This is a genomic window from Cellulosimicrobium sp. RS (assembly GCF_046159675.1).
GTDB classification, from domain to species: domain Bacteria; phylum Actinomycetota; class Actinomycetes; order Actinomycetales; family Cellulomonadaceae; genus Cellulosimicrobium; species Cellulosimicrobium funkei.
In genome coordinates, this window is sequence record NZ_JBJXVU010000007.1 from 147986 (window position 1) to 173328 (window position 25343).

Sequence of the window (25343 nt, forward strand, 5' to 3'; positions counted from 1 at the left end):
GGTGCGTGGTGCGCGTGCGTGGTGGGGACGGCGGGCTCAGCCCTTGCTCCCCGTCGTCGCCACCCCCTCGACGAAGTGCCGCTGGCCGAGGAAGAAAAGGAGGATCATCGGGAGGGTCGTGATGACGGAGGCCGTGACGACGACCTCCCACTGCGACTCGCCGCCGGGGCCGAACTGGTCGATGAGCGCCTTGAGGCCGCGCGGGATGGTGAACGTCGACGAGTCCTGCAGGTAGATGAGCGGGCGCATGAGGTCCGTCCAGGCTGCCTGGGCCTCGAAGAGGAGCGTCAGGACGAGGGCGGGCCGGCACAGCGGCACCGCGATGCGCCAGAACATCTGCCAGTTGTTCGCGCCGTCGAGGCGCGCGGCCTCGAACGGCTCGCGCGGCAGGCCGAGGAAGAACTGCCGCAGCAGGAACACGTAGAACGCGCTCGCGAACAGGTTCCCCGCCCACAGCGGCACGTTCGTCCCCACGAGCCCGAGCTGGTTCCAGATGAGGAACGTGGGGATCATCGTCACGGCGCCCGGCAGCATCATGGTCGCGAGCACGAGCGCGAACAGGGCGCCCCGGCCGCGGAAGCGGAAGAACGCGAAGCCCCACGCGACCAGCGCGCTCGACACCGTGACGAGGCCCGCCGCGAGCACGGTGACGACGACGGTGTTCCCGAGCCACAGCGCGAGCGGCGCCTCCTGCCAGACGGTCACGTAGTTGTCGAGCGTGAACGTGCGCGGCACGAGCCGGTTGTCGAACACCTCGGCGCGAGGCTTGAACGACGCGGAGAGCAGCCACAGCAGCGGGTACACGAACGCGACCGTGGCGAGCACGAGCGCGGCGAGCACGACGGCGCGCAGCCACCGGCGGCGCGGCCCGCGCCCGGCGCCGCGCGTCCGGGCGGGGGGCGGCGGCCCTTGCGCCTCGGGCGCGCCCGTGGCCGGGTCCGGCGCGGCGCCCGGGCCGCTCACGGCGGGGCGGGGGAACGAGGGTGCGGTGGTCATCGCTGCTCCCCCTCGTAGTAGACGAGCCGTCGGGACACGACGAGCTGGACGAGCGTGACGAGCATGATGACGACGAACAGCAGCCAGGCGAGCGCCGACGCGTACCCCATGTGGAGCTCCTGGAACCCCTCCTGGAAGAGGTAGATCACGTAGAACAGCGCGGCGTCGTTGCGGTAGGTGGAGTTGCCGGCGCCGAAGTAGGCCGAGTACGCCTCGGTGAACATCTGGAACCCGGCGATCGTGTTGATGACGACGACGAAGAACAGCGCGCCGCTGATCATCGGCACCGTGACGGCGCGCGTCCGGCGCCAGAACCCCGCCCCGTCGACGCGCGCGGCGTCGTACAGGTCGTTCGGCACGTTGCGCAGGGCCGCGAGCAGGATGATCACGGCCGACCCGACGGTCCAGAGGCTGATGAGCACGAGCCCTGGCTTGATCCAGGCCTGGTCGGTCGTCCACGACGGCCCCTGGACGCCGAACCAGGACAGCACCTGGTTGACGACGCCGTACTGGCCGTTGAACAGCAGCAGGAGCAGCACGCCGACGGCGACCGGCGGCGTCATCTTGGGGATGAAGAACGCGGTGCGGAAGAAGCCGGCCGACCGGCCCGCCTGGTTGAGGAGCAGAGCGAGCGCGAGCGCCACGACCGTGTAGAGGGGCACCTGGACCACCGTGTAGACGAGCGTGTTCCACAGCGACAGCGCGACCTTCGGGTCCTGCGCCATCTCCCGGTAGTTGTCGAGACCGACGAACGTCGGGTCGTTGATGACGTCGTAGTCCGTGAGCGACAGGTAGGCGCTGTAGAGGATCGGCCACGCCGTGAACACGAGGAACCCGACGATCCACGGGCTGATGAAGCGCAGCGCCGCGTTGCGCTCCCGCCGCGCGGACGCGCTCAGGCGCGGGCGGCGACCGCCCGGCGCCGTGCGGTGGCCGTCCGACGCCGGGGGAGGGGTCGGCAGGGTCGGCGCGACGTCGGCTGCCGCCACCTCAGTCCTCCTCGTCCCACTGCGCCCAGGCGTCGTCGAGCGCCTTCTGCGCCTCGTCCTGGGCCTGCGCGAGCGCCTCGGCCGGCTCCTGCTGGCCGTTGAGCACGCGGTTCACCGCGTCTTGCCACGCGGTCTCGAACTCGTTGTCCGCGGGGTTCGCCGGGAGCGCGAAGGTCGCGTCGTTCGCCTCGTACATCGCGTCGATCGCGTCCTGCCACGGCTGGGGCGCGTCGTCGGGCACGAGGTCGTCACGGATCTGCTGGTCCGCCTCCTCGTTGCCGGTGAGGACGCCCGTGAAGACCAGGCCGTCCTGCGCACGCGCGTCGGCGCGCGCCTGCGCCGCCTCGACCCAGGCGTCCGTCTCCGTCATGAGGCGCGCGAACCGGCACGCCGCCGCGGGGTTCTCGCTCCCGCGCGGGACCGCCCAGGCGGAGCCGGACGCGAACGCGATCGCGTCGCCGTCGGGCGTGCGCACGGCGTCGAACGCCATGGGGGCGTCCGGCGACGACTCGTTGAGCACGTTGATGTACCACTGCTCCATCGGCATCGCGCCGAGCGCGTCGGTCGCGAACTGGTTCCCGGCGCCGAAGAAGTCGGCGGAGTCGCGGAACGTCTTGACCGCCGGGAAGCCGCCCTGGGCGTCGTAGATCCCTACCGCCCACTCGAGCGACTCGACGACCTCGGGGGCGTCGAGCTGCGCGGTGCGGCCGTCCTCGGAGAGCAGGTCGGCGCCGACCGCCTTCGACCACAGCGGGAGGAATTCGGGCAGCTTCGAGTCGAACCCGATGACGCTCAGCGTCCCGCCGTCGGTGCGCAGGAGCGCCTCGTTCGCCGCCGTGACGGCCTCGCGGTCCGAGCCGTTGACGTCCTCGACGGTGAGCCCGGCCGCGGAGAGCAGGTCGGCGTTCGCCATCGTCACCTGGACCTGGTTGAACTCGGGGATCCCGTACACGCTGCCGTCGAACGTCACCTGGTCGACGGCGGTGTCCACGAACGCGTCCATGTCGATCTCCTCGGCCGCGACGCACTCGTCGAGCGGGAGGATCGCGTCGCGCGACGCGAACGTGCCGATCTGGTCGCGGTTCGCGTACACCACGTCCGGCGGGTTGCCCGACGCGACCGCCGAGAGGAAGGCCTGGATGTCGAGCTCGCCCTCCGAGAGGCGCACGTCGACGCCGTCGAGGCCCTCGACGGCGCGGTCGTAGCGGACCTCGCCGATCTCGTCGCCGGTCCCGAAACCCATGACCGAGAGCTCGCCCGACGGCGACCCGTCGGCCGTGAAGTCGACGTCCGAGCCGTCGTCACCGGTGCCCTGCGCACAGCCCGTCAGGGCCAGGGCCGCGACCACCATGCTCGTTCCTGCGGCTGCCGCGCCGCGTCGGCGGACCATCATCTGCCTCCTCGTGGGAGCCACGGGGCGGACGGCAGGGGTGCGCGACGCCACCGTGTTCTCGACGGCGTCGGCGTTTCTCTGCACCGACGCCGCCAGTGAAGCACCGGCTCTGCCCGCTCACACCTCGAACCGCTGCTCGGGCCCGGCGCCCGGCGCGTGGACGGCGGGGCGCGCGTGCGGGCTCCCGCCGGGCGGGGCACCCTCGTCCCGTGGCACGAGACGAGAGCAGGACGGGACCGACCCCGCCCGCGGCCCGGGCACCCCGGGTGGTGGAGGCAGGGACACGGGCGCGCCGCGCGGTCACGGCCGCGCAGCGGCAGTGGGTGCGCCACCCCCGGTGGTCGTTGGCCGTCAAGGGGGCGCTCGCCGCGGCCGTCGCGTGGTACGTCGGGGTCCTTGCCCCGGCCCCGTTCTCCGAGTACCCCTACTACGCCCCGCTCGGCGCGGTCGTCGCGACGACGAGCACGCTCGCGCGCTCCGTCCGCGAGTCGACCCAGGCGATCCTCGCGATCCTCGTCGGCGCGGCGATCGCCCGCGGCGTCGACGTCGTCCTCGCCCCGAGCGCGCTGTCCGTGGCGGTCGTCGTGGGCCTCGCGCTCCTGTGCGCGGGGTGGCGGCGGTTCGGCGAGATGGGCACGTGGGCGGTCACGTCGGCCCTGTTCGTGCTCATCATCGGCAACGACGCGAAGGTCGAGTTCGTCGGCGCGTACGCCGGTCTCGTGGTCGTGGGTGCGGGAATCGGCGTCGTCATCAACCTGCTCGTGCCCCCGCTGCCCCTCACCCCGACCGAGGAAGCCCTCGACGGGCTGCGCGACACGCTCGTCGACCAGGTCGAGGCGCTCGGCGACGGTCTCGCGGGCGAGCGCCCGCCGTCGGCGGAGGAGTGGGAGGAGCGGCGGCGCGAGGTGGAGCCGACGCTCACCCGCGCGCGCGACGCCGTCGCGCGGACCCGGGAGGCCGCGCGCGCCAACATCCGGCTGCGTCGCCACCGCGACTGGGCCGCGTCGCAGGTGCGGCGCGCGCAGGAGCTCGAGGGGTCGGCCGACGTCGTCGAGTCGCTCGTCCGGCTGCTCGTCGAGTGGGAGCGCGAGGACCGCGACGACCCCGCGCTCGGCGCCCGCCTGCGGCCGCTCGCGGCCCGCGCCCTGGACGCCTACGCCGGTGCGCTGCGGTCCGTCGGCACGGAGCCCGCCGACGCGGACGCGCTGCGCGAGCTCTCGGCGCGGACGCAGGAGCTGCACGACGGCGTCCGGGCGGCGCGCCGCGAGGACGACCAGGACTACTTCGTCGCGGGCGCGGTCGTGCTCGCCCTGCGGCGCGGCGTGGCGGTGCTGACGGCCGGCTGACGCCGGGGAGGCCGCCGGGACGACGACGGCGGGCGACCGGACGCGCCGGTCGCCCGCCGTCGGGGGCGTCGCGCGGACGGGTCAGGAGGCCTGCGCGAAGGTCTGGATGCGGTCGATCTGGAGCGGTGGCTTCTTCTCGCCCGCGGTCACCGCGACCGGCAGCCGGTTCTGCGCCGGGGCGAGCGGGCACGTGACGAAGTTCGTGAACGCGCACGGGAAGGAGAAGGCGCGGTTGAGGTCGACCACGGTGTCGCCGTCCCGCTCGGTGTCGGGGACGCGCACGAGCCGGCCGTTGCCGTAGGTCTCCTTGCCGCTCGTGGTGTCGGTGAAGTGCGCGTTGCCGCGCTCGATGCCCGTGTCGTCGTCCGGGCGCCCGGCGACGAGGAGCGTGTGCTCCGTCCCGTCCAGGGTGAACGTCACGGTGCCGATCACGCGCTGCTCCTCGAACACGCCGCGCTCGACCGTCGGGTAGTCCGACGCCTGCTCGGCCGTCCGCGTGAACCGCGCCGGGAGGACCCACCGCTCGTCGAGCGGGAACGTCTCGATGTCGTCGAGGCGCTTGCGGGCCGCCTCGCGCGGGTCGCGGACGCGCACGCCGAAGATCTGGCGGCCGGTCGCGTCGGTGCGGCGGATGGTCTCGACGCGCAGGTCGCCGTAGAACGCGGGCACGAGGGAGTACTTGTGGCCGGTCGACACGGGCGTCGGTGAGGTCACGGGGGCGCCGTCGAGCGTGACCGTCTCCCCGCTGCCGTCGGGCGTGTACACGACCTCGTCGTCCTGGACCGACCAGGTGCCGGGCACGCCCTCGACCTGCAGCGGCTCGTCGCCCGTCAGCCAGTCCTGGCTGACCATGGACATCCACCCGTACGGGCTCGTCAGCTCGTCGATCCGGGCGCGGTGCCACCGCTCCCACTCCTGGCGGTACTCGGCGCTCACTGCGGACATGTCGGTCCTCTCGTCGGTGTTTCGGGTCACGGGTCAGGTCACAGGTCGGGTCACAGGTCGGGACAGGGTCGGGGCGCAGGTCAGGGCACGCGCGTCGCGCGCTCCACGAACGCGCACACCTGCGCGAACGAGTCGGCGTCGGCGAACGCGTTGCCCGCGGGGGTCCCGCCGGCCGACAGCTCGATGCCGGAGACGGGGTGGCGCGTCGGGCCCTGCGCGACGGGGAGGTGCGGCAGGGCGATCGAGTGGCCCGCATCGGGGTAGTCGAGCAGCAGCGTCTCGTGGGCGTGGCCCGCGGCGCGCAGCGTCTCGACGACCTGGCGGGCGTACATGCTCGAGGGCCACAGGCCGTCGGCCATGCCGGAGACGCACGCGACGGGGCCCGCGATGCGCTCGACGGGGATGCGCGACGCGCTGGCGAACTCGCGGTCGCGCAGGCCGTCGACGTAGACGTCGCGGTACCGGTCCGGGGGCGGCCCGCCCGTCCACGGCTGCCACGTCACGCCGGGGTTGTCCTGCCACAGGTGCGGGAGCGGCTCGCCGTCGAGCGTCCACGTGGGGGAGTCCCACCCCTGCGCGGGGTCCGCGGCGCCCTGGGAGCCGTGCACGTGGGCCCCGGGCACGTAGGCGACGACGGCGCCCACCAGGCCGGGGTAGGTGGCGCCCAGCAGGAGCGCGAGCTCGCCGCCCCGCGATTGGCCGCTCACCACGACGACGCCGCCGCGCGGCGCGAGCTCGCGGTGCACGTGGTGCAGCGCGGTCTCGAAGTACTCCAACGGCGTGCGGGTGATGTGGTCGGGCAGCCCGGGAACGCCGAAGTAGCCGAGCGCGAGCGCCTGCACGCCGCGCGACGCGTAGAGCGCGCCGCGCTGCTCGTTGATCCCCCCGCCGGAGCCGTTGAGCACGACGATCGTCGGGTGCGGACCGTCGCCTTGCGGCACGAAGAGCGTGCCGACGAGCCCGTCCTCGCGGACCTCGCGCCGTCGCACCCCGGGCCCGGTCCAGCGCTGCACGAGGTCGGCCGTCGCGCGCTGCGTGGCGTCGGACTCGTCCCACGCCTCGAGGCGCGTGCGCAGCGGGCGCGAGACGTCGGTCGCGGCCGGCCGGCCGGCCGCTGTGCCGGGCGTCGGGTCGAGCCGCTGCGACGTGAGGAGCGCCATCCCGTCGACGCGCCCGTAGTCGCCGGACATCGGCGGGTCGCGGTCGAGCAGGACGGTGCCTGACCGGTCCGCGCGGTAGGTCGCGCGGGCGGACCACGCGGTCCCGGAGCGGTCCGTCGTCGCGCGGACCGTGACGAGCGCGCCCGGGGCGGCGCCGGTCACCTCGATGCGGCGGGGGACGTCGAGCAGGTCGTCGGCGGGGCTGACGGTGAGCCGGAGCGTCACGGCGTGCCTCCCGTCGCCGGGTCCAGCGCGTCCCAGACGTCGCGGTCGACGTCGAACGTCTCCGCGTCCGGCCGGTCGCCCGGGACGCGCCCTCCGGCGCGCGTCCAGTCGTCGCCGAGGCGGTCGGCCCGGTCGGCGAGGTCCTCGGCGCCGAACGCGCGGGGGTCCAGCGCGAGCACCCAGAGACCGCGGCCCACGGCGTCGCCGCGCGCCCCGGTCAGCAGCCCGGCGAGCGCCTCCACCGTGAGACCGAGGAGGGACCCGAGCAGCCCCGCGGGGAGCAGCGCGCCGACGGCAGCCGCGTCCCGGGTGGTCTCGCCGTCGGGGCCGAGCGCCGCGCCGTCGGGCAGGGGCGTGCCCTCCCGGGCGCGGCGCCGCGCGTCGGCGAGCGTGACGGCGCTCGTCGCGGCGTCCACGACGAGCGCACGACCCTGCCCGGCCCGCGGCACCGCCACGGCGAGCGGGTTCGTGCCGACCACGGGCGCGGTCCCGCCGTACGGGGCGACGGTCGCGGGGGACTGGGCGAGCGCGACCCCGACCAGCCCGTCCTCGGCGAGCGCGCGGACGTACGCGCCGACGCGCCCCGTCCCGCCCACGTGGCGCACGGCGACCACGCCGACGCCGAGGCCGCGGGCGAGCCCCGCCGCCCGGCGGACCGCCGCGGCGAGCGCGACCGGCCCGGGGAGGTCGTGCGCGTCCAGCGTCGCGGTCGCCCCGGTCACGACGGCGGACGGCGCCCCGGTCCCGGCGCGCCCCGTCGTCGTCCGCTCGCGCGCGTCCCGCAGCTCGCGGACGAGGAGCGCGAGGCCGAACTCCGGCCACCCCGACGCGTCCCCCGCGACGACGGCGCGGGCCGCGAGGTCGGCGTCGGCGGGGTCGTGGGCGGCGAGCGCCGCGCGGGCCCGGGCACGGGCGGCCGCGGCGTCGACGCGCACGGTGGGGGTGGCGGGCACGGCGGTCCTCTCGGGTGGTGGCGGTGGGTCGGGTCGTGCGGGTGGGGCGGGACGCGCGGGTCGTCGCGCGGGGACGCTCAGTCGTCGCCGAAGAACGCCCCGGAGTCGATCGCGAGGCCCATGACGACGCTGCGACCGCGACGGATGTGCTCGAGCTCGAGGCGGGCCGCGCGCTCGCCGTCGCCCGCGCGGAGCGCCTCGATGAGGAGCCGGTGGTCGTCGAGCGGCGGCCCGGGCTCCAGCGGCTGGCGCCCGCAGAGCCGGAACGCCCGCTCCAGGTCCTCGAGCGCGAGCTCGGTGATCGCGTGCAGCCGGGGGTTGCGCGAGTACTTCGCGACCCGGCAGTGGAACAGGTGCGACGCCGACAGGATCGACTGCACGTCCTGCGCCTGCGGGTACGTGCCCTCGGCGATCGCCGCGAGCTCGTCGACCTCGGCCGGGCTCGCATGGGCGGCCGCGAGGCGCGTCGCCATCGGTCCCGTCGCCTCGCGCACGTCGAGCACGTCGACGAGCGTCTTGAGGGTGACCGGGGCGACGCGGCACAGGGCGCGCGGGCGCACGTCCACGAGGCCGTCGTGGTCGAGGCGGTGCAGCGCGTCGCGCACCGGGGTGCGCGACGTCCCGAACTCGGACGCCGTCTCGGTGACGTCGATCTCCTCGCCGGGGCGCAGCTCGGTGAAGATGATCCGGCGCCGCAGCTCGTGGTAGATCCGGTCCGCGGCCGGGACGACGCTCATGCGCCGGCCCCGGGCACGCGGGACGGGTCGTGGTGGGGTGGGTTCATGCTGCCTCCTACTGACGGGACCAGGGCACGAGACGTCGTTCGAGCACCGTGACCAGGGTCGTGGAGAGGTAGCCCAGCACGGAGATGGTGACGATGCCCACGTACATCTTCGCGACGGCGAACGTCGTCCACGAGCTCCAGATGAGGTAACCCAGGCCGTTGCGCGACCCGACGAACTCCGAGGCCGCGATGATGACGAACGCGCCGCCCACCGCGAGCTTGAGCCCGGTGAAGATGCTCGGCAGCGCGGCGGGCAGCGCGACCGTCCGCCAGCGCTGGAGCCGGCCCGCGCCGTTGGCGGTCGCCACGTCGAAGTAGATCTGCGGCGTCTGGAGCACGCCGCCCATCGCGTTGTAGAAGACGTAGAAGAACACGCCGATCGCGACGATCACGTACTTGCTCGCCTCGCCGAGGCCGAACACGAGGAGCAGCAGCGGGAAGATCGCGACCTTGGGCACGGGCAGCAGGCTCGCGAAGATCGGCCCGAGGAGCGTGCGCAGGGTCGTGACCGACCCGAGCGCGATCCCGAGGACCAGCCCGGGCACGGCGCCGAGCACGAACCCGATCGCGATGCGCGTGAGCGTGATGCCCGCGTGCTCGAAGAGCTCGCCGCTCCCGACGAGCTGCGCGAACGTCTCGGCGATCGACGACGGCGGCGGGAAGAACCGCGCGTCGAGCACGTTCGTCCGGCTCGCGAGCTCCCACACCGCGAGGAGCAGGAGCGGCGTGAAGGGCCCGACGACCCGCACGAGGCGACCCGTCCGCCGGCGGCGCAGCTCCTCGGTCAGCTCGCGCGTGATCTCGGCCGTGCGGTCGTCGGCGTCGTGGGGCGCGTTTGGGGCGCCGCCCGGCGCGGCGTGGCCGCCCGGGCGGACGGGGGCGCGCTCGTCCGTCGGGGTCGTCATGCGACCGCCTCCCGGACGCCCGCGGCGGAGCGCTCGTCCGCCCCCGCCGCGTCCTGCACCGCAGCGTCCTGTGCCTCGGCGTCCCGCAGCAGCTGCCACAGCTCGTACGTGATCTCGCCGTGGCGCGGGTCGCGGCGCAGCTCGAGGATGTCGCGCGGGCGGTCGAAGGGGACCCGCACGTCGGCGAGGATGCGCCCGGGCCGCGCGGACATGACGACGACGCGGTCCGCGAGCACGAGCGCCTCGTCGACGCTGTGCGTGATGAAGAGCACCGACCGCGAGGTCTGCGACCAGAGCTTCAGCAGCTCCTGCTGCAGCACGACGCGCGTCTGCTCGTCGAGCGCGCCGAACGGCTCGTCCATGAGGAGGGTCGCGCCGTCGTCGGCCAGCGCCCGGGCGACCGACGTGCGCTGCCGCATGCCGCCCGAGAGCTGGTGGGGGTAGAAGCCGCGGAACTCCGTGAGGCCCACCATGTCCAGCAGCGGGGCGACGCGCTCGCGCCGGGCCGAGCGCCGCACGCCGCGCAGGCGCAGGGGGTACTCGACGTTCTGCTCGACCGTGAGCCACGGCAGTACGCCGTGGTCCTGGAAGACGACGGACGGGCGCGCCGCCATCGTCACCGTGCCGCGGTCGGCCTCCTCCAGGCCCGCGAGGATGCGCAGGAGGGTGCTCTTGCCGCACCCGGAGGGTCCGAGCACGCAGACGAACTCGTTGTCCTCGATGGTGAGCGACACGTCCTGGAGCGCGACGAGCACGTCGTCGCGGCGACGGTCGTGGAACCCCTTCCAGAGGCCCTCGACGGAGACGGCAGTCACGAGCCGAGCTCCGCGGCCCGCTCGCGCGCCTGCTCGAGAAGGTCGGCGCGGAAGATGCTCTCGACGTCCGCCTCGCCCTCGTACTCGAGCGTGCCGCGGTCGCGGAAGAACTGCTCCTGGGCGTGCACGTCCTCCCAGTCGATCTCGCCCGTCGGGTCCTGCTCCGTGAGCGCGAGCGACGTGAGCGTCTCGACCGGCAGCTCGGTGTAGCGCGCGATGATCTCCTGGTTCGCCGGGTCGTCCCAGCCGCCCGCCTCGAGCTCCGCGGCGGCGCGCAGGTACGCGGCCGTGAACGCGACGACCGCGTCGGGGTGCTCGTCGACGTACTCGGTGCTGAACACCAGGGCGCCGAGCTCGGTGCCCGCGTGGTAGTCGATCGGGAGGATCTCGGACGCGATGCCCTCGCTCTCGAGCGACGACGAGATGGGCTCGATCGACCAGGCGGCGTCGACCGAGCCGCCCACGAGCGCGGGGCCCGTCTCGGGCGGGCCGACGTTGACGAGCTCGACGTCGTCGAGCGTGAGGCCGCCGGCCTCCAGCGCCTTGGCCACCGAGTAGATGCCGAAGCCGCCGTCGCCGGGGATGCCGACGCGGCTGCCGGCGACCTGCTCGATCGACGTGATGCCGGAGTCGGCCGCGACGACGAACGGGGCCGGGTTCGGCCCGCTCTCCGGCACGCGCGAGACGCTCGCGATGACCGAGAGCGACGCGCCGGCCTCGGTCGCGTTGAACAGGCCCGCGCCCCACGTCGCGCCACCGGCCGTGACGTTGTTCGTGCTGACGAGCTGGTAGGTCTCGCCCGACGTCCCGCCCTTGGCGAGGAGCTCGACGTCGACGCCCGCCTCCTCGAAGTACCCCTTGTCCTCCGCGAGGAAGAACGGCGCGTAGTCCGCGTAGGGGGAGTAGAGGAACGAGATCTGCGGCGCGGCGTCGTCCCCGCCGCCGGACGGGTCGCTCCCGCCCGCACAGCCCGCCAGGATCCCTGCCGCCGCGACGAGCGAGATGGTGACCGACGAGCGGCGTGAGATGGCCATGAGTCCTCCTGGGGTCTGACACACGAGCAAGCGCGCCGTGATGTGCTTGCCACTATGCGCTAGTGCATCAGTTGACCCCAGCGTGGTCCCCATCGTCTCGCTCAGTGGGACGACGTAACGCGAAAGAACCCCGAACGGGGCATCGGCCGACCGTGCGCGGCCCGCCCGCCCGGCCTGCCGTCCTCAGGGCTCGAGGACGCGCGCCTTCTGCTCCGCGAGCTCGGCGTCGGTGAGGACGCCCCGGTCCCGCAGCGCGGCGAGGTCGCGCAGCTGCGCGATGCGCACGTCCATCGCGGACGCGCCCCCGGAGGCCGTCCCGCCGTGCCCGGGGTCGTGCGCCCCGCCCTGCGCCCCGCCCTGCGGCCCGCCGTGCGGCCCGACGTGCGCGCCGGACCGGTCGTCGTCGGGCAGCCCGGTCACGGCGCCGAGCACGCCGACGAGGTCGGTGTCCTGCACGCGGTACGTCGTGCTCGACGCCGGGTGGGCACGCCCGACGTCGTCCAGCATCTGCTGCACGAGCGCGCCCACGGGGCCGCGGACGACGAGCTCGACGTCGGGCCGGTCGTCGGGCGCCGCGGTGCGCAGCTCGACGAGGTCGAGCCCCAGCGCCGCGAGCCGCTGGAGGAGGCCGTACAGCGCGGCCTGGTCGCGGACCCGGGCCTCGAGCCGCGTGCACTCCACGGACCGGCGCACGCCGAGCTCGGCGAGGTCGGGCTCGGGCAGCACCACCGGCCCCAGCACCGTCACCTCGACCAGCGTCGTGCGGTCCATGCGTCCTTCTCCCGGCTCGCCCACGTCGGTCCAGGATGCGCGGGCACGGACCCGGGCGGGATCACCCGGCGGGGGTGGCCCGCGGCGCCGGGCGGCCGACTACCCCCGACGGGTGAGCACGCGGACGCCGGGGCCGCTCCACAGTGGGAGCGTCACGGGCCCGCCGTGACCCGACACGAGGGGTGCCCGATGGACGGATTCTGGGACTGGTTCTGGCTCATGGTGTGGTGGTTCTTCTTCATCGCCTACCTCGTCGTGCTGTTCCAGATCGTCGCGGACCTGTTCCGCGACAAGACGCTCAGCGGCTGGTGGAAGGCGCTGTGGATCGTCGCGCTGATCTTCGTCCCCTACCTGTCCGCGCTGATCTACGTCATCGCGCGCGGGCGGGGAATGGCGGAGCGGCACGCGGAGGAGCAGCAGGCGCGTCGGCAGGTCATGGACGACTACGTGCGGGCCACCGCCGGCACCGGCAGGTCGCCGGCGAGCGAGATCGCGGACGCCAAGGCGCTGTACGACGCCGGCACGATCGACGCCGACGAGTTCGCCCGGCTCAAGGCCCGAGCGCTCGCCTGAGGACGCGCGATGGCCGACGAGACCGCGCCGGGGCACGAGGCGTCCGCCGTCGCCGCGCGCCTCGCCGCGCTGGAGCGCGAGAACGCGGAGCTGCGCCGACGGCTCGAGGAGCGGCCGGCCGCCGCGGCGCCCGCGGGCCCGGACGGCGACGCGACCCCGCCGGAGGCGGCGCGGCGGCCCCGGCGCGGGCTGCGCGCCGCCGCGTGCGCGGTCCTCGTCACGCTCGGGGCGCTCCTCGCGCCGCTCGGCGCGGTCTCGGCGTGGGCGCAGCGCGAGCTCACGGACACCGACCGCTACGTCGCGACGGTCGGACCGCTCGCGGGCGACCCCGTCGTGCAGTCCGCGGTGGCCGGGCGGCTCACCGAGGTCGTGATGTCGCGCATCGACGTGGCCGCGCTCGTCGACGACCTCGTCGGCGGGCTGGAGGAGCGCGACGTCCCGCCGCGCGCGACCCGCGCGCTCGCCGCGCTGGAGGCGCCGCTCACGAGCGGCGTCGAGTCGCTCGTGCACGAGACGGCGACGCGGCTCGTGGAGAGCGACGCGTTCGAGGGCGCCTGGCTCCAGGCGAACCGCGTGGCGCACGAGCAGCTCGTCGCCGTGATGCGCGGCGAGGACGGCGACGTCCTGCAGGTGAGCGACGACGGCCGCCTGTCGATCCAGCTCTCCGGCCTGATCGACCTGCTCAAGGAACGCCTCGTGGACCGCGGCCTGGACGTCGCGGCCCGCATCCCGTCGGTCGACGCGACGTTCACCGTCGCGCAGTCCGCCGAGCTCGTCATGCTCCAGAACCGGTACGCCCAGGTCGTGACGCTCACGACGTGGCTGCCGTGGGTCGTGCTCGGTCTGCTCGCCGCGGGCGTCCTCGTCGCGAACCACCGCTCGCGCGCGCTCGTCGTGGCCGGGCTCGCCCTCACGGGGGCGATGGTCGCGCTGGGCGTCGGGCTCGCCGTCGCGCGCGGCCTGTACCTCGGCGCGCTCTCGGGGCAGGTGCTGCGGCTCGACGCCGCGGAGGTCGTGTTCGACCAGGCCGTCGGCTACCTGCGCCTCACGCTGCGCACCGTCGGCGTGCTGGGGCTCGTGGTCGCGCTCGCCGCGTACGTGGGCGGGCCGAGCGCGTCGGCCCGCAGCTTGCGCGCGGGGCTCGGGCGCGTGGGCGCCGCCGTGCGCGGCTGGGGCGAGGGCCGGGGCGTCTCGACGGGCCCCGTCGGCGACTGGCTCGGCCGGCACAAGGCGTTCGTGCGCGTCGTCGTCGTGGCGGCCGCCGCGCTCGTCCTGCTGCTCGCGGGCACGCCGACGCCGGGCCTCGTCGTCGGGGTCGCGCTGGTCGCGGGCCTCGTGCTCGTCGTCGTCGAGGTCCTCGCCCGCCCGCCCGCCGTCGTCGCCCCGCCGCCCGGTCCCGGGCCGGCCTGAGGCGCGTGGCGAGCCCGCGCTCCGCTCACCCTGCGGTCCGGGGGCCCCGGGAATACCCTGCCCCCATGGCCTCGGTCGAGCCCCGTGCCGAGCGGGAGGACGTGACGCACGTCACGGACGCCTCCGGGACCTCGCGCGCCCGCACCACCGTCCCCGAGCTGCCGCCGTCCACGGTGGGCCGCCCGGAGGTCGAGGCGCTCGTCGCGGCGGCGGCCACGCGCCGCCTCACCCTCGTGTCGGCAGGCCCGGGCTGGGGGAAGACGACCGTCGCGGCGCGGTGGGCGCGCGGCGGCACCGGCCCGCGGGTCGCGTGGCTGACGCTCGAGCCGTTCGACGACAAGCCGGCGGCCTTCTGGGCCGACGTGCTCGCGGCGCTGCGGGCGGCCGGGGCGGTGCCCGCGGGGCACCCGCTCGAGACCCTCGTCGTCCCGCCGCGCCTCACGCCGGCGCTCCTGCGCCGCGTGCTCGCGGCGATCGAGGCGCTGCCCGAGCCCGTGGTCCTCGTGCTCGACGACTTCCACCACGCCGCGTGCGCCGAGGTCGCGGCGACGGTGGACGACCTCCTGCGCTACCGGCTGCCCCTGCACCTCGTGGTCCTCACCCGCGTCGACCCGCTCCTGCGCCTGCAGCGCCTGCGCGCGCAGGGCGAGATGACGGAGGTCGGTGCCGCCGAGCTCGCGTTCGACGCCCCCGCGGTCGCGGCGCTCGCGACGGCGCAGGGACGCGACCTGGCGGCGGACGACGCCGGGCGGGTCGTCGGCGAGACCGGCGGCTGGGCCGTCGGGGTGCGGCTGCGCGTCGAGGAGCACGACGCGACCAGCCGGGCGCGCGCCGCCCGCTCGGCGGCGGAGTTCCTCCTCGCCGAGGTCCTCGACAGCCAGGGGCCCGAGGCCCGACGCTTCCTCCTGCGCACGAGCGTGGCGTCGGCGGTGTGCCCCGACCTCGCGGCCGTCCTCGACCCGGGGGCGCCGACGGACCGGCTGCTCCCCGGCCTCGCCGCGGCGGACGGTTTCGTCATGACGTCGGGCGGCCGGCGCACCTGGTACCGCTACCACCCGCTGCTGCGCGAGATGCTCCTGCACCAGCTGCGGACCGAGGACCCGGCGGGCCTGCGCGAGGCGCACCAGGCCGCGGCGCGCTGGTTCGCGCAGGACGGGCAGGCGCTGCGCGCGCTCGAGCACGCGGCGGCCGCGGAGGACTGGCCGCTGCTCGGCGAGGTGTTCGTCGAGGGGGCGGCGGCGGAGCTCGCCGGGCCGCACCGCGAGACCGTCGCCCAGGTCCTGCGGCGCGTGCCGTACGCGACCCTGCGGCCCGACGCCCGCCTGCACCTGTGCGCGGGCGCGCTCGCGACCGTCGACGAGCGGTTCGACGCCGTGCGGCTCCACGTCGCGCGGGCGCGCGACCTCCTCGCCCCGGCCGCGGACCCGGTGGCCGATCCCGCCGCCGCGGTGCTCCTCGAGCTGCTCGCCGCGTCCGCCGCGCGGTCGACCGGCGACGTGCGGGCCCTCGCGACGGCCGCGGGCGCGGCGCTCGCCGCGGCGGACGCGGTGCCGTACCCGTTCCCCGCCCTCGAGACGTACCGGGGCCTCGCGCGGGCCCACCGCGCGGCGGGCCTCGCGTGGTGCGCGGTCGGCCCCGAGCCGGCGGGGGAGACGACGTCGGGCACGCTCGCCGCCCCCGGTGGCCGGTCGTGGCGCGCCCCGCAGCTCTACGTCCTCGGGGCGCGCGCCGCCGCGGCGCTCCTCGCCGTCGCGGCCGGTCGGCTCGACGCGGGGGACGGTGCCGCGCGCGACGTGCTCGTCGAGGCGGAGCGCCGCGGCTGGGACGGGTACGCGCACGTGCGGCCCGCGCACGCGGCGCGCGCGTGGGTGCGGTACCTCCGGGCGTCGGACGACGGGCTCGACCGGCACCTCGCGCACGCCCTCGCGGCGGACGCCGGCGGGCGCGAGCCCGCGTCCGAGGCGGCCGTGCGGCTGCTGCAGGCGCTCGTCGCCGCGGACCGAGGGCACGCGCGCGCCGCGCGGCAGGCGCTCGTCGCCGCGGACCGCGCCCTGGGGCGGTCCGCGACGCCCCCCGTGCTCGCGGACCTGTGGGTGCGCGCCACGGCGGCCGCGCGTCTGGTCGACGACGGCACAAGCCCGGCGCTCGGGGCGCGCCTCGCGCGCGAACGCCTCGGGAGCGCCGCGGTCGTCGCCGTCTGCGGCGCGCGCGAGCTCCTCGCGGCGGGCCGCACCGGGGCGGCGGAGCGTGCCGTGGCGGGCCTCGGGGACGCGCCGGGGGAGGAGGCGGACGTCGTCGTGCGGGTGGAGGCGGCGCTCGTCGAGGCGTCCGCGCTCGCCCGGGCGGGCACGCGCCGCGTCGACGCCCCGCTCGGGCGGGCCCTCGACCTGGCCGCCGCCGAGCGGGTCGTCCGGCCGTTCCTCGCCGTCCGGGGCACCGAGCTCGACGAGCCGCTCGCGCGCGCCGTCGCGCGCCGCGACGACGCGCTCGCCGCGCTGCTGCGCACCCATCTGGACGCACCGGGCCGGGCACCGGAGCCGGTCCCGCTCGTCGAGCCGCTCACCGAGCGCGAGCTCGCGGTCCTCGCCGTCCTGCCGTCGATGGCGAGCAACGCCGAGGTGGCCGCCGACCTCTTCGTGTCGGTCAACACCGTCAAGGCGCACCTGAAGTCGGTCTACCGCAAGCTCGGCGTCGGCTCGCGGCGCGAGGCGGTGCGGCGCGGCCGGGAGCTCGGCGTCGTGCCCTGACGGGTCTGCCGAGGAGACGCGCTCAGGCGCGGCGCCGGTCCACCGTGCGCAGCACGAGCTTCCCGAGCTCGACGAGGACGAGGAAGGCGAGCGCGACGAGCGCGCACACGCGCCACTGGCCGCCGTCGAGGTCGACGGTGCCGAAGATCCGCTGCAGCCCGTCGAGCGTCGTGACGAGGAACGTGAGCCCGAGCGACGCGAGCAGGAGCACGACGAAGCGGCCGTTCGCGAGCGTCTCGGACGACAGGATGCTCGCCCGCGGGTCGCGCCACTCGAGCGCGGCGACGACGTGCAGGAGCGACATCGCGGTGAGGCCCATCGTCGTCGCGACCGCGAGGTCGGCGTCGGCCTCGCCCCACGCGACGGCGACGAGCGTGCCGACGGCGATGAGCACGCCCCCGACGGCGAGCCGCACGCCGAGCGCGCGCCCGATGACCGGCTCGGTGGGCGGGCGGGGCCGACGCCGCATGAGGCCGGGCGTCGCGGCGTCGAAGCCGAGGCCGACGGCGAGCAGCACGTCGATCGCGAAGTTGACCCACAGGATCTGCAGCGGCGTGAGCGGGGTGCCCCCGGCCACGGTGAAGATGCCCGCGCCGACGAACGTGAGGATGAACCCGACGAGGACGACCATCTGGAAGCGGATGTACTTCATGAGGTTGTCGTAGAGGCCGCGGCCGCCCTCGACCGCCGCCACGATCGTGGCGAAGTTGTCGTCGGTGAGGATCATCTCGGCGGCGTCCTTCGTCACCTCGGTGCCCGTGATCCCCATCGCGACGCCGATGTCCGCGCGCGTCAGGGCGGGGGCGTCGTTGACGCCGTCGCCCGTCATCGCGACCACGTCGCCCTTGCGCTTGAGCACGTCGACGAGCCGCACCTTGTCCTCCGGCGCCACGCGTGCGACCACGCCGATCTCGCCGACCTCCGCCTCGAGCTGCGCGTCGGACATCGCGGCGAACTCGGCGCCCGTGAGCGCGCGCCCCTCGATCCCGAGCTGCCCGGCGATCGCGGCGGCCGTGGTGACGTGGTCGCCCGTGATCATCCGTACCCGGATGCCGGCGTCGCGGCACTCGGCGATGGCGTCGCGCGCCTCGCGGCGCGGAGGGTCCACGATCCCGACGAGCGCGAGGAGCTCGAGGTCGCGCACCGCGTCGAGCAGGTCACCCGTGAGCTCGTCGCGCGCGACGGTGCGCCGCGCGACGGCCAGCACGCGCATGCCCTCGCCCGCGAGCGCGTCGTTCTCCGCGAGGACGCGCGCGCGGCCCTGGTCGTCGAGGGGCGCCGACCCGCCGTCGGCCGTGAGGTACCGGGCCGAGCGGGCGAGCAGCACGTCCGGGGCGCCCTTGACGAAGCACACGAGCTCGCCGTCGATCTCGTGGAACGTCGCCATGAGCTTGTACGCGGCGTCGAACGGGACCTCCGCGACGCGCGGGTGCTCGGCGCGCGTCTCCTCGACGTCGAGCCCGGCCTTGGCCGCGAGCACGACGACCGCGCCCTCCGTGGGGTCGCCGATGCACTCGCCGTCGCGCACGACGGCGTCGCTCGCGAGCGCCAGGGGAAGCGCGACCGGTTCGAGCGGGACGTCGGTCGACCCGGCCGCCGCGAGGATGCGGCCGGTCGTGGAGTAGCCCTCGCCGTCGACGGAGAACCGGCGCCCGGCGAGCACGAGCCGGCGCGCGGTCATCTGGTTGAGCGTGAGCGTCCCGGTCTTGTCGGAGCAGATCGCCGACGTCGACCCGAGCGTCTCGACGGACTTGAGGCGCTTGACGATCGCGCCCTCCTCGGCGAGCCGGCGCGTGCCGAGCGACAGGAGCATCGTCACGACGGCGGGCAGCCCTGTCGGGATCGCGGCGATCGCCAGGCTGATCCCGACCACGAAGAGGCTGTCGAAGTCCTCGCCGCGCACGAGCCCCAGCACGACGACCACGACGAGGGCGACCGCCGCCATGACCGTGATGATCACCGTGATGCGGTCGAGCTGGCGCGTGAGCGGGGTCTTGTCCTGCTCGACCCCGCTGAGCATCCCGGAGATGCGGCCCACCTCGGTCGTCATGCCCGTGGCGGTCACGACCATCTCGCCGCGGCCGCGCGTGACCTGGGAGTTCATGTACGCCATGTCGGTGCGGTCGCCGAGGGGGGCGTCGTCGGCCGTGACCGCCGCGACGCCCTTCGCGACGGGCGTGCTCTCGCCCGTGAGCCCGGCCTCCTCGATCTCGAGCGAGGCGGCGACGAGCAGCCGCCCGTCCGCGGGGATCTTGCCGCCCGCCTCGAACCCGACGACGTCGCCCGGCACGAGCTCCTCGGCGGGAACCTGCTCCTGGCGCCCGTCGCGGCGCACGGTGGCCGTCATGACGAGCATCTGCTGGAGCGCGGCGACGCTCTGGGCCGCCTTGCCCTCCTGGTGCAGGCCCATGAGCGCGTTGAGGACGGTGAGGGCGAGCACGACGACGCCGGTCGTCACGTCCCCGAGCGCGATGATGCTCACGACGGCCGCGCCGACGAGGACGAGCTGCATGAGGTCGCGGTACTGGCGCAGGAACGCCTGCCACGGCCGTTCCTTGCGCTCCTGCGCGAGCGCGTTCGGCCCGTAGCGCGCGCGCCGCTCGGCGACCTGCGCGGACGTCAGCCCGACGGCCGGGTCGACGTCGAGCGCCGCGCACACCGCCTCGGGCGGTGCCGTGTGCCAGGGGCCCGTGGGGGCCGGTGCCTGCTGTCGGGGGATCGGTGCAGCCGTCATCCTCGGCTCCTCTCGGGCGCTCGTCCCACCGTCGCAGCGGGCTCGGGCGGGGTCCTCACCCGGCGGGGGTGAACGCCCCGCGGCGGCGCGGCACCGGTGCGCGACGTGCCGCCGACGCCCGCGCTCGACGCGCGTGCCGCCCGGGCCTCAGCCGCGCGACCCCACGAGCCCGCTCTCGTACGCGACGATCACGGCCTGCACCCGGTCGCGCACGCCCAGCTTGGCCAGCAGGTTGCCGACGTGCGTCTTCACGGTCGTCGCGGACAGTACGAGGCGGTCGGCGATCTCGGCGTTCGACATACCCTCGGCCACGCACCGCAGGACGTCGAGCTCGCGCGGCGTGAGGGAGCGCAGCCGGGGGTCGAGGCCGTCGTCGACGGCCGGCTGCTCGCCCGCGGGCAGGTGCGGCGCGAAGAGGTCGAGCATGCGGCGCAGCACGCGGGGCGCGACGACCGAGCTCCCTGCCGCGACGGTGCGGATCGCCTCGACGAGCTCGTGCGGGCGCGCGTTCTTCAGCAGGAACCCGCTCGCCCCGGCGCGCAGCGCCGCGAACGCGTACTCGTCCACGTCGAACGTCGTGAGCACGAGCACGCGCGTCCCGGGGTGCTCGGCGACGACGCGCCGGGTCGCCTCGATGCCGTCCATGCCGGGCATCCGGACGTCCATGACGACGACGTCGGGGGCGAGGGCCGCGACCTGGTCGAGCGCGACGCGTCCGTCGGAGGCCTCGCCCACCACCTCGAGGTCGGGCTCGGACTCGATGACGAGCCGGAAGCCCATCCGCAGCAGCGCCTGGTCGTCGACGAGCAGCACGGTCGTCACGGTCGTCCTCCCTCGTCGTCGTGCACGTCACGGTGCGGGTGCTCCTGGGCGGGGGCGCTCCGGGCTCCGCCCTCGGCCGGGTCGCAGGGCAGGACGACGTGCACCGCCCAGCCGCCGCCCGGCCGCGGGCCGGCCTCGACGCTGCCGCCGAGCAGCGCGGCGCGCTCGCGCATGCCCACGATGCCGCGCCCGCTCCCGCCCTCGGTCCCCGGGCGCGTGCCGCCGTCGTCGCGGATGTCGATCTCGACCGCGCGCTCGGTGCGACGCACGACGACCTCGGCCGCCGGCGTCCCGGGCGCGTGCCGCAGCACGTTGGTCAGGGCCTCCTGCACGATGCGCACGGCCCCGAGCCGCAGCGACGTGTCCGCAGGCAGCGCGACGTCGAGGCCGCTCGCGGCGACGGGCACGCCCGCCGCGCGGAACCGTGCGACGACGGCCGCGAGGTCCGTCCCGGTCGGCTCGACCGGGGTGCCCGCCCCGTCGCCGCCCTCCTCGGGGTCGAGCGCGCCGAGGACGCGCTGCATGTCGGCCAGCGCGTCCCGTCCCGTGCGGGAGAGCTCGTGCAGGGCCTCGCGCGAGCGGTCCGGCGCCCGGTCGAGCGCCGCGCCCGCGCCGTCGGACAGCGCGACCATCACGGACACGCTGTGCGCGACGACGTCGTGCATCTCGCGCGCGATCCGCGCCCGCTCGGCGGCCCGGGCGAGCGCCGCGCTCTGGTCGCGGTCGCGCGCCAGGGCGCGGTAGCGCGCGACGAGGTCCTCGTCGTGCAGCCGGCGCGCCCGCACCCCCGAGCCGGTGGCCATCCCCAGCAGCAGGAGCGCGACGAGGAGGAAGACCGACGCGGAGCGCCTGCCGGGGGAGAAGGGCGGTTGCGCGAGGTCGCGCACCGGGTCGCCGTCCGGCAGGACGATGGGGTCGCTCCACAGGAGCATCTCGGCGACCCCGATGTCCTGGCTCCACCACAGCGCGGCCACGACGACGCACAGCACCGCACCGCACACGACCCATGCCGTGCGGGGCGGGCGCTCGGCGGCGACGGCGTGCACCGCGCACGCGAGGCACACGCCGAGCACGCCGAGCACCCCCGCCGTCGCGAGCGACACGACGGCCAGGACGGTGAGGATCGCCGTGACGGTCAGCGGGCGCGACCGCCGGAGCAGGAGCAGCGCCGCCCCGAGGGCGGCGCCGACGAGCCAGGCCGTGACGACCACCTGCGCCACGGGCGCGTCGGCGTGGAACAGCCCCAGCCCGGTGGAGCCCTCGACGGTCATGAGCGCGACCGCCGCGGTGACGAGCCCGAGCAGCGCGACCGCGCCCGCGAGCGCGAGGTCGGTCGCCCAGGGGTGCCGCGCGAGCACGCGGCCGACGGCGCCGCGCCGCCGGACGTCGGGCTCCGCGCGCGGTCCGCCGTCGTGCGCCCCGGGCGCGGAGGGGAGGGCGAGGGGCGACGAGGGCACGGGCCTACTCTCCCATCGGCCGTCGCGCGGCGCGTCAGACGACGTCATGGCGCCGCAGCCGGTACGCCGCCGCCGCGAGCAGCGCGGCGACCCACGCCGCGAGGACGAGACCCCCGCCCCACGTGCCGAGGTGCGGGCCCAGGGTCGTCGCGTCGAGCGCGGCGAGCCGGGCGTCGTCCTGCAGCAGGCGCGCCCCTGCCCCGGGCAGGAGCGCGCGTGCCGTGTCCGCGACCCGGCCCGGGTTCGTCGCGAGCACGTGGTCGAGCACGACGAGCAGCACGACCCCACCCACGAGCGCCCCGTCCGGTCGCCGCACGAGCGACCCCAGGCCCAGGCCCACGAGGGCGACCCCGGTCAGGTAGAGCACGAAGCCTGCGAGGACGCGCAGCGTCTCCCGGTCCGCGAGGTCGAGCACGAGCGCGGCGTCGGCGCGCTGCCCGGCTGTCGCGGCGAGCGCCGCGCCCAGCGCGAGGACCGCGACGGCGAGCGCGGCCGCCGCCGTCACGAGCGCCTGCGCCGCGAGCACGGGCAGGCGGCGAGGGACCGCGACGAACGTCACGCGCGCGGTGCCGGTCCGGAACTCCCCGGCGCCGACGCCCGCGCCGAGCACGAGGAAGCCGAGCTGGGCGAGCACGAACCCCGCGACGGCGAGCGGTGCGCCCGACGACCCGGCGTCGGGCCGGGCGAACGCGCCCAGCGCCCACGCCGTCCCCGCCGCCGCGGCGACGGTCGCGAGCGCGAGCCAGGCCGTCGAGCGCAGGCTCGTCAGCTTGTCCCGCTCCGCCGCGAGCACCCGGAGCAGGGTCACCTGCGGACGGTCCGGCGCGCGCGCGGTGCGGGTCGGCGCGGGGTCCGGCGGGGGGATCGTCGCCGCCACGTCAGACCACGTCCCGCGTGCGCAGGCGGACGGCGGCCAGCGCGAGCGGCACGACGACCCACGCCGCCAGGACGAGCCCGCCGCCGACGGCGCCCAGGTCGGGCGCGCCCTCGACGGCACCCTCGCCCGTGAGCAGCGACGCCGCCCCGGTGGGCAGGAACGTGACCACCGTGTTCACCGCGGCCTGCGCGGACGAGACCCCCGCGGGCGCGGCGAGCGGGTCGCCCGACAGATCGGCCGCGAGGACGAGCGCGACGGGCAGGACGAGCACGACGAGCACCGCGGCGGTGACGGCGGGCACGGGTCGCCGCACCAGCGCGCCGATCGCGAGGCCGAGCAGGGCCATGCCGGCGAGCAGGAGCGTCATGCCGACGAGCACCTGCGGCGTGCCGTCGCCGCCGAGGTCGAGGGCGAGGTTGCGCGAGCGCGCCGACGGCAGCAGCGCGAGCACCGCCGCCGCGACCGCCATCACCGCGGTGAGCAGCGCGAACGCGGCGGTCGCCGCCGTCTGCCCCACGAGCACGGGCCAGCGCCACGGCTCCGCGACGAACGTCGTGCGGAACGTGCCGGTGCTGTACTCGCCCGTCCCGACGAGGACGCCCAGGACGAGCGGCGGCACCTGGGCCAGCAGCAGGCCCGACGTGAGGGAGCCGAGCGGGTCGAACCCCGGGTCCACGGACGACGCCTGCGCCGAGAGGTACGTCAGCACCGCCGAGACGGCGACGGTGAGCGTGGCCGCCCACCACGACGAGCGCAGGCTCGTCAGCCTCGTCCACTCCGCGGCGACGGCGCGGGGGAGCGTGGGGCCACCGGCGATCGCGGGCCGGGGTCCTGCCGGGTGCGCACGCCGCGACGACGCGGTCGGTGCGGTCCGGGCGGTAGGTGCGGTCATCGGGCACCTCCGGCCGACGCCAGGCCGGTCTCGCCCGCGGCACGGCCGCGGTACTGGACGGCGTCGGCGGTGAGCCGCAGGTACGCGTCCTCGAGCGAGCCCGCCTCGCCCGCGAGCTCCGACACCGGCGCGTCGGCGAGCAGCCGGCCCTGGCCGATGACGACGACGCGGTCGGCGCACAGCGCGAGCTCGTGCATGAGGTGGGACGACAGCAGCACCGTGCGTCCCTCGGCCGCGAGGCCGCGCACGAGACCGCGCACCCACAGCACGCCGTCGGGGTCCAGGCCGTTGACGGGCTCGTCGAGGATGAGCGTCCCCGGGTCGCCGAGGAGCGCGCCCGCGATGCCGAGACGCTGGCCCATCCCGAGCGAGAACGTGCCCGCACGCCGCCCCGCGACGCTCTCGAGGCCCGTCATCCCGATCACCTCGTCCACGCGTGCCCGCCCGATTCCGTGCGTGCGGGCGAGCGCCGTCAGGTGGCGGAACGCCGTGCGACCGGGGTGCACGGAGCGGGCGTCGAGCATGACCCCGACGGCGCGCAGCGGCGCCGGCAGGTCCGCGTACCGCCGGCCGTCGACGGTCGCCGCGCCCGAGGTCGGCCGCTCCAGCCCGACGACGACGCGCATCGTCGTCGACTTCCCGGCGCCGTTCGGGCCGAGGAAGCCCGTCACGGTCCCGGGCCGCGCCGTGAACGTCAGCCCGTCCACCGCCGTCGTGGGTCCGTAGCGCTTCGTCAGCGCCTCCACCTGGATCATCGGTCCTCCCGTCGTCCGCGGGCCCGGTTGTCGAGCACCGCCGCCGTCGACGCTACGGACGCCCGCGGGGCCCCGGCTCGGGCGGTCGGCGGAGATCCGCGACCCTCCCGCCTCCTCCTCGGGGAGGAGGAGGTCGTGCCCAGGTGGGACGGGGTGGCCGGGCGGGACGGGGCGCGGCCCCTGCGGGGACGACGACGGTCAGGCGGTGGCGGTCCTCGCGGCCAACAGGACGCCCGCGTCCCATCCCGGTGCGCGCCCACCGCCCGGGGGGACGTGGTCGGTCGCGAGCCCTGCCTGGGCGAGGGACCACGCGACGAGCGAGTTCGAGTTCCACATCTCGCCCCCGCCGGGCGGCCGCCGACCCCACGTGAGCGGCGGGACGCCACGCACGGCCCGCAGGATCCGCGCGACCGCGGCGGCGTCGCGCGTGACGAGGACGGGTGGCCCGACGGCGTGCTCCCGGTCGGGGATCGCGCCGTGCGCCCAGCAGCGCACCTCGTACCGGAACCAGCGGGAGCGGCCCAGCGGCCGCAGACCCACGGGGCCGGTCACGACGACGCCACGGTCGCACGGCGGGCCGCCCCACGCAGGGGTCATCTCGACGACGTACGGCAACCCGTCGCACCGCAGCCCCAGCGCCGCGTGGAACAGCCGGCGGGGGCGCCGCCGCGCGAGCAGCGCGGCGGCGCGCTCCCACGCGGCGCTCGTGCGGCGGACGACGTGGCCCCCGCCCCGACGGGCAGCCAGAGGAGCTCCGCCC

Annotated in this window: 22 protein-coding genes; 4 read left to right on the forward strand and 18 right to left on the reverse strand. The window is 76.0% G+C overall.

Annotated features, from left to right (window positions below; genetic code table 11):
• Positions 1-36: 36 nt before the first annotated feature.
• The 3 genes from ACI769_RS12420 to ACI769_RS12430 are packed head-to-tail and all read right to left on the reverse strand — an operon-like array spanning position 37 to position 3375.
• Positions 37-996: a carbohydrate ABC transporter permease gene (locus tag ACI769_RS12420; RefSeq protein WP_085387839.1), complete on the reverse strand. Its 960-nt coding sequence runs from the start codon at positions 994-996 to the stop codon at positions 37-39.
• Positions 993-1985 (reverse strand): carbohydrate ABC transporter permease, encoded by a 993-nt coding sequence (locus ACI769_RS12425; protein WP_232322557.1) that lies wholly within the window; start codon positions 1983-1985, stop codon positions 993-995. The genes ACI769_RS12420 and ACI769_RS12425 overlap by 4 nt, the downstream gene beginning before the upstream one ends.
• Before the next feature lies 1 nt (position 1986).
• Complete coding sequence (locus ACI769_RS12430) at positions 1987-3375, reverse strand: extracellular solute-binding protein (protein WP_043659040.1); 1389 nt, start codon at positions 3373-3375, stop codon at positions 1987-1989.
• Positions 3376-3587: 212 nt separating this feature from the next.
• Here ACI769_RS12430 and ACI769_RS12435 point away from each other — a divergent pair, with 212 nt between their 5' ends.
• Positions 3588-4724 carry a hypothetical protein gene (locus tag ACI769_RS12435; protein ID WP_157446624.1) on the forward strand — a complete coding sequence of 379 codons (1137 nt, stop codon included), beginning with the start codon at positions 3588-3590 and terminating at the stop codon, positions 4722-4724.
• A gap of 81 nt (positions 4725-4805) precedes the next feature.
• Here ACI769_RS12435 and ACI769_RS12440 read toward each other — a convergent pair whose 3' ends face one another.
• From ACI769_RS12440 to ACI769_RS12475, 8 genes are all read right to left on the reverse strand, one after another.
• Positions 4806-5669 carry a DUF1684 domain-containing protein gene (locus tag ACI769_RS12440; RefSeq protein WP_021480896.1) on the reverse strand — a complete coding sequence of 288 codons (864 nt, stop codon included), beginning with the start codon at positions 5667-5669 and terminating at the stop codon, positions 4806-4808.
• Between the two features lie 80 nt (positions 5670-5749).
• Complete coding sequence (locus tag ACI769_RS12445; RefSeq protein ID WP_114554050.1) at positions 5750-7054, reverse strand: acyl-CoA thioesterase/bile acid-CoA:amino acid N-acyltransferase family protein; 1305 nt, start codon at positions 7052-7054, stop codon at positions 5750-5752.
• Complete coding sequence (locus tag ACI769_RS12450) at positions 7051-8007, reverse strand: Ldh family oxidoreductase (protein ID WP_409141668.1); 957 nt, start codon at positions 8005-8007, stop codon at positions 7051-7053. Before ACI769_RS12450 ends, ACI769_RS12445 begins: the two co-directional genes overlap by 4 nt.
• 77 nt (positions 8008-8084) lie before the next feature.
• The gene (locus ACI769_RS12455; protein ID WP_021483335.1) at positions 8085-8744 is read right to left on the reverse strand and encodes a GntR family transcriptional regulator; all 660 of its coding nucleotides are present in this window, start codon (positions 8742-8744) and stop codon (positions 8085-8087) included.
• 55 nt (positions 8745-8799) lie between these two features.
• Positions 8800-9696 carry an ABC transporter permease gene (locus ACI769_RS12460; RefSeq protein ID WP_396051852.1) on the reverse strand — a complete coding sequence of 299 codons (897 nt, stop codon included), beginning with the start codon at positions 9694-9696 and terminating at the stop codon, positions 8800-8802.
• A complete protein-coding gene (locus tag ACI769_RS12465; protein ID WP_396051850.1) occupies positions 9693-10511 on the reverse strand; it encodes an ABC transporter ATP-binding protein in 819 nt (272 codons plus the stop codon). Before ACI769_RS12465 ends, ACI769_RS12460 begins: the two co-directional genes overlap by 4 nt.
• Positions 10508-11545, reverse strand: coding sequence for an ABC transporter substrate-binding protein (locus tag ACI769_RS12470; RefSeq protein ID WP_021482976.1), 1038 nt, complete (start codon positions 11543-11545; stop codon positions 10508-10510). Before ACI769_RS12470 ends, ACI769_RS12465 begins: the two co-directional genes overlap by 4 nt.
• A gap of 183 nt (positions 11546-11728) precedes the next feature.
• The gene (locus ACI769_RS12475; protein WP_409141669.1) at positions 11729-12316 is read right to left on the reverse strand and encodes an SHOCT domain-containing protein; all 588 of its coding nucleotides are present in this window, start codon (positions 12314-12316) and stop codon (positions 11729-11731) included.
• A 189-nt stretch (positions 12317-12505) separates the two neighbouring features.
• Here ACI769_RS12475 and ACI769_RS12480 point away from each other — a divergent pair, with 189 nt between their 5' ends.
• The 3 genes from ACI769_RS12480 to ACI769_RS12490 all read left to right on the forward strand — a co-directional run bounded on the left by ACI769_RS12480 (position 12506) and on the right by ACI769_RS12490 (position 17046).
• Positions 12506-12889: an SHOCT domain-containing protein gene (locus ACI769_RS12480; protein ID WP_034654895.1), complete on the forward strand. Its 384-nt coding sequence runs from the start codon at positions 12506-12508 to the stop codon at positions 12887-12889.
• Positions 12890-12898: 9 nt separating this feature from the next.
• Complete coding sequence (locus ACI769_RS12485) at positions 12899-14299, forward strand: hypothetical protein (RefSeq protein WP_409141670.1); 1401 nt, start codon at positions 12899-12901, stop codon at positions 14297-14299.
• Positions 14300-14364: 65 nt separating this feature from the next.
• A complete protein-coding gene (locus tag ACI769_RS12490; RefSeq protein WP_409141671.1) occupies positions 14365-17046 on the forward strand; it encodes a LuxR C-terminal-related transcriptional regulator in 2682 nt (893 codons plus the stop codon).
• Positions 17047-17068: 22 nt separating this feature from the next.
• Here the strand turns inward: ACI769_RS12490 and ACI769_RS12495 are convergent, their stop codons facing one another.
• The 7 genes from ACI769_RS12495 to ACI769_RS12525 all read right to left on the reverse strand — a co-directional run bounded on the left by ACI769_RS12495 (position 17069) and on the right by ACI769_RS12525 (position 25180).
• Positions 17069-19780: a cation-translocating P-type ATPase gene (locus ACI769_RS12495; protein WP_409141672.1), complete on the reverse strand. Its 2712-nt coding sequence runs from the start codon at positions 19778-19780 to the stop codon at positions 17069-17071.
• A 147-nt stretch (positions 19781-19927) separates the two neighbouring features.
• Positions 19928-20602 (reverse strand): response regulator transcription factor, encoded by a 675-nt coding sequence (locus tag ACI769_RS12500; RefSeq protein ID WP_061267712.1) that lies wholly within the window; start codon positions 20600-20602, stop codon positions 19928-19930.
• A complete protein-coding gene (locus ACI769_RS12505) occupies positions 20599-22059 on the reverse strand; it encodes a sensor histidine kinase (protein ID WP_409141673.1) in 1461 nt (486 codons plus the stop codon). The genes ACI769_RS12500 and ACI769_RS12505 overlap by 4 nt, the downstream gene beginning before the upstream one ends.
• 34 nt (positions 22060-22093) lie before the next feature.
• Entirely contained in the window at positions 22094-22867 is a 774-nt protein-coding gene (locus ACI769_RS12510) for a hypothetical protein (protein WP_241770036.1), read from the reverse strand.
• A 70-nt stretch (positions 22868-22937) separates the two neighbouring features.
• On the reverse strand, positions 22938-23828 hold the full coding sequence (locus ACI769_RS12515; RefSeq protein WP_409141674.1) for a hypothetical protein: 891 nt from the start codon (positions 23826-23828) through the stop codon (positions 22938-22940).
• Positions 23825-24583, reverse strand: a complete 759-nt coding sequence (locus tag ACI769_RS12520) for an ABC transporter ATP-binding protein (protein ID WP_114553763.1) — start codon at positions 24581-24583, stop codon at positions 23825-23827. Before ACI769_RS12520 ends, ACI769_RS12515 begins: the two co-directional genes overlap by 4 nt.
• A gap of 198 nt (positions 24584-24781) precedes the next feature.
• Positions 24782-25180 (reverse strand): hypothetical protein, encoded by a 399-nt coding sequence (locus ACI769_RS12525; RefSeq protein ID WP_409141675.1) that lies wholly within the window; start codon positions 25178-25180, stop codon positions 24782-24784.
• Positions 25181-25343 lie beyond the last annotated feature (163 nt).

Coding starts and splice junctions, on each gene's coding strand:
- ACI769_RS12420 (WP_085387839.1), bottom strand. CDS start 996: ATGACCACCGCACCCTCGTTCCCCCGCCCCGCCGTGAGCGGCCCGGGC.
- ACI769_RS12430 (WP_043659040.1), bottom strand. CDS start 3,375: ATGGTCCGCCGACGCGGCGCGGCAGCCGCAGGAACGAGCATGGTGGTC.
- ACI769_RS12440 (WP_021480896.1), bottom strand. CDS start 5,669: ATGTCCGCAGTGAGCGCCGAGTACCGCCAGGAGTGGGAGCGGTGGCAC.
- ACI769_RS12455 (WP_021483335.1), bottom strand. CDS start 8,744: ATGAGCGTCGTCCCGGCCGCGGACCGGATCTACCACGAGCTGCGGCGC.
- ACI769_RS12460 (WP_396051852.1), bottom strand. CDS start 9,696: ATGACGACCCCGACGGACGAGCGCGCCCCCGTCCGCCCGGGCGGCCAC.
- ACI769_RS12470 (WP_021482976.1), bottom strand. CDS start 11,545: ATGGCCATCTCACGCCGCTCGTCGGTCACCATCTCGCTCGTCGCGGCG.
- ACI769_RS12475 (WP_409141669.1), bottom strand. CDS start 12,316: ATGGACCGCACGACGCTGGTCGAGGTGACGGTGCTGGGGCCGGTGGTG.
- ACI769_RS12480 (WP_034654895.1), top strand. CDS start 12,506: ATGGACGGATTCTGGGACTGGTTCTGGCTCATGGTGTGGTGGTTCTTC.
- ACI769_RS12485 (WP_409141670.1), top strand. CDS start 12,899: ATGGCCGACGAGACCGCGCCGGGGCACGAGGCGTCCGCCGTCGCCGCG.
- ACI769_RS12490 (WP_409141671.1), top strand. CDS start 14,365: ATGGCCTCGGTCGAGCCCCGTGCCGAGCGGGAGGACGTGACGCACGTC.
- ACI769_RS12495 (WP_409141672.1), bottom strand. CDS start 19,780: ATGACGGCTGCACCGATCCCCCGACAGCAGGCACCGGCCCCCACGGGC.
- ACI769_RS12515 (WP_409141674.1), bottom strand. CDS start 23,828: ATGACCGCACCTACCGCCCGGACCGCACCGACCGCGTCGTCGCGGCGT.
- ACI769_RS12520 (WP_114553763.1), bottom strand. CDS start 24,583: ATGATCCAGGTGGAGGCGCTGACGAAGCGCTACGGACCCACGACGGCG.
- ACI769_RS12525 (WP_409141675.1), bottom strand. CDS start 25,180: ATGACCCCTGCGTGGGGCGGCCCGCCGTGCGACCGTGGCGTCGTCGTG.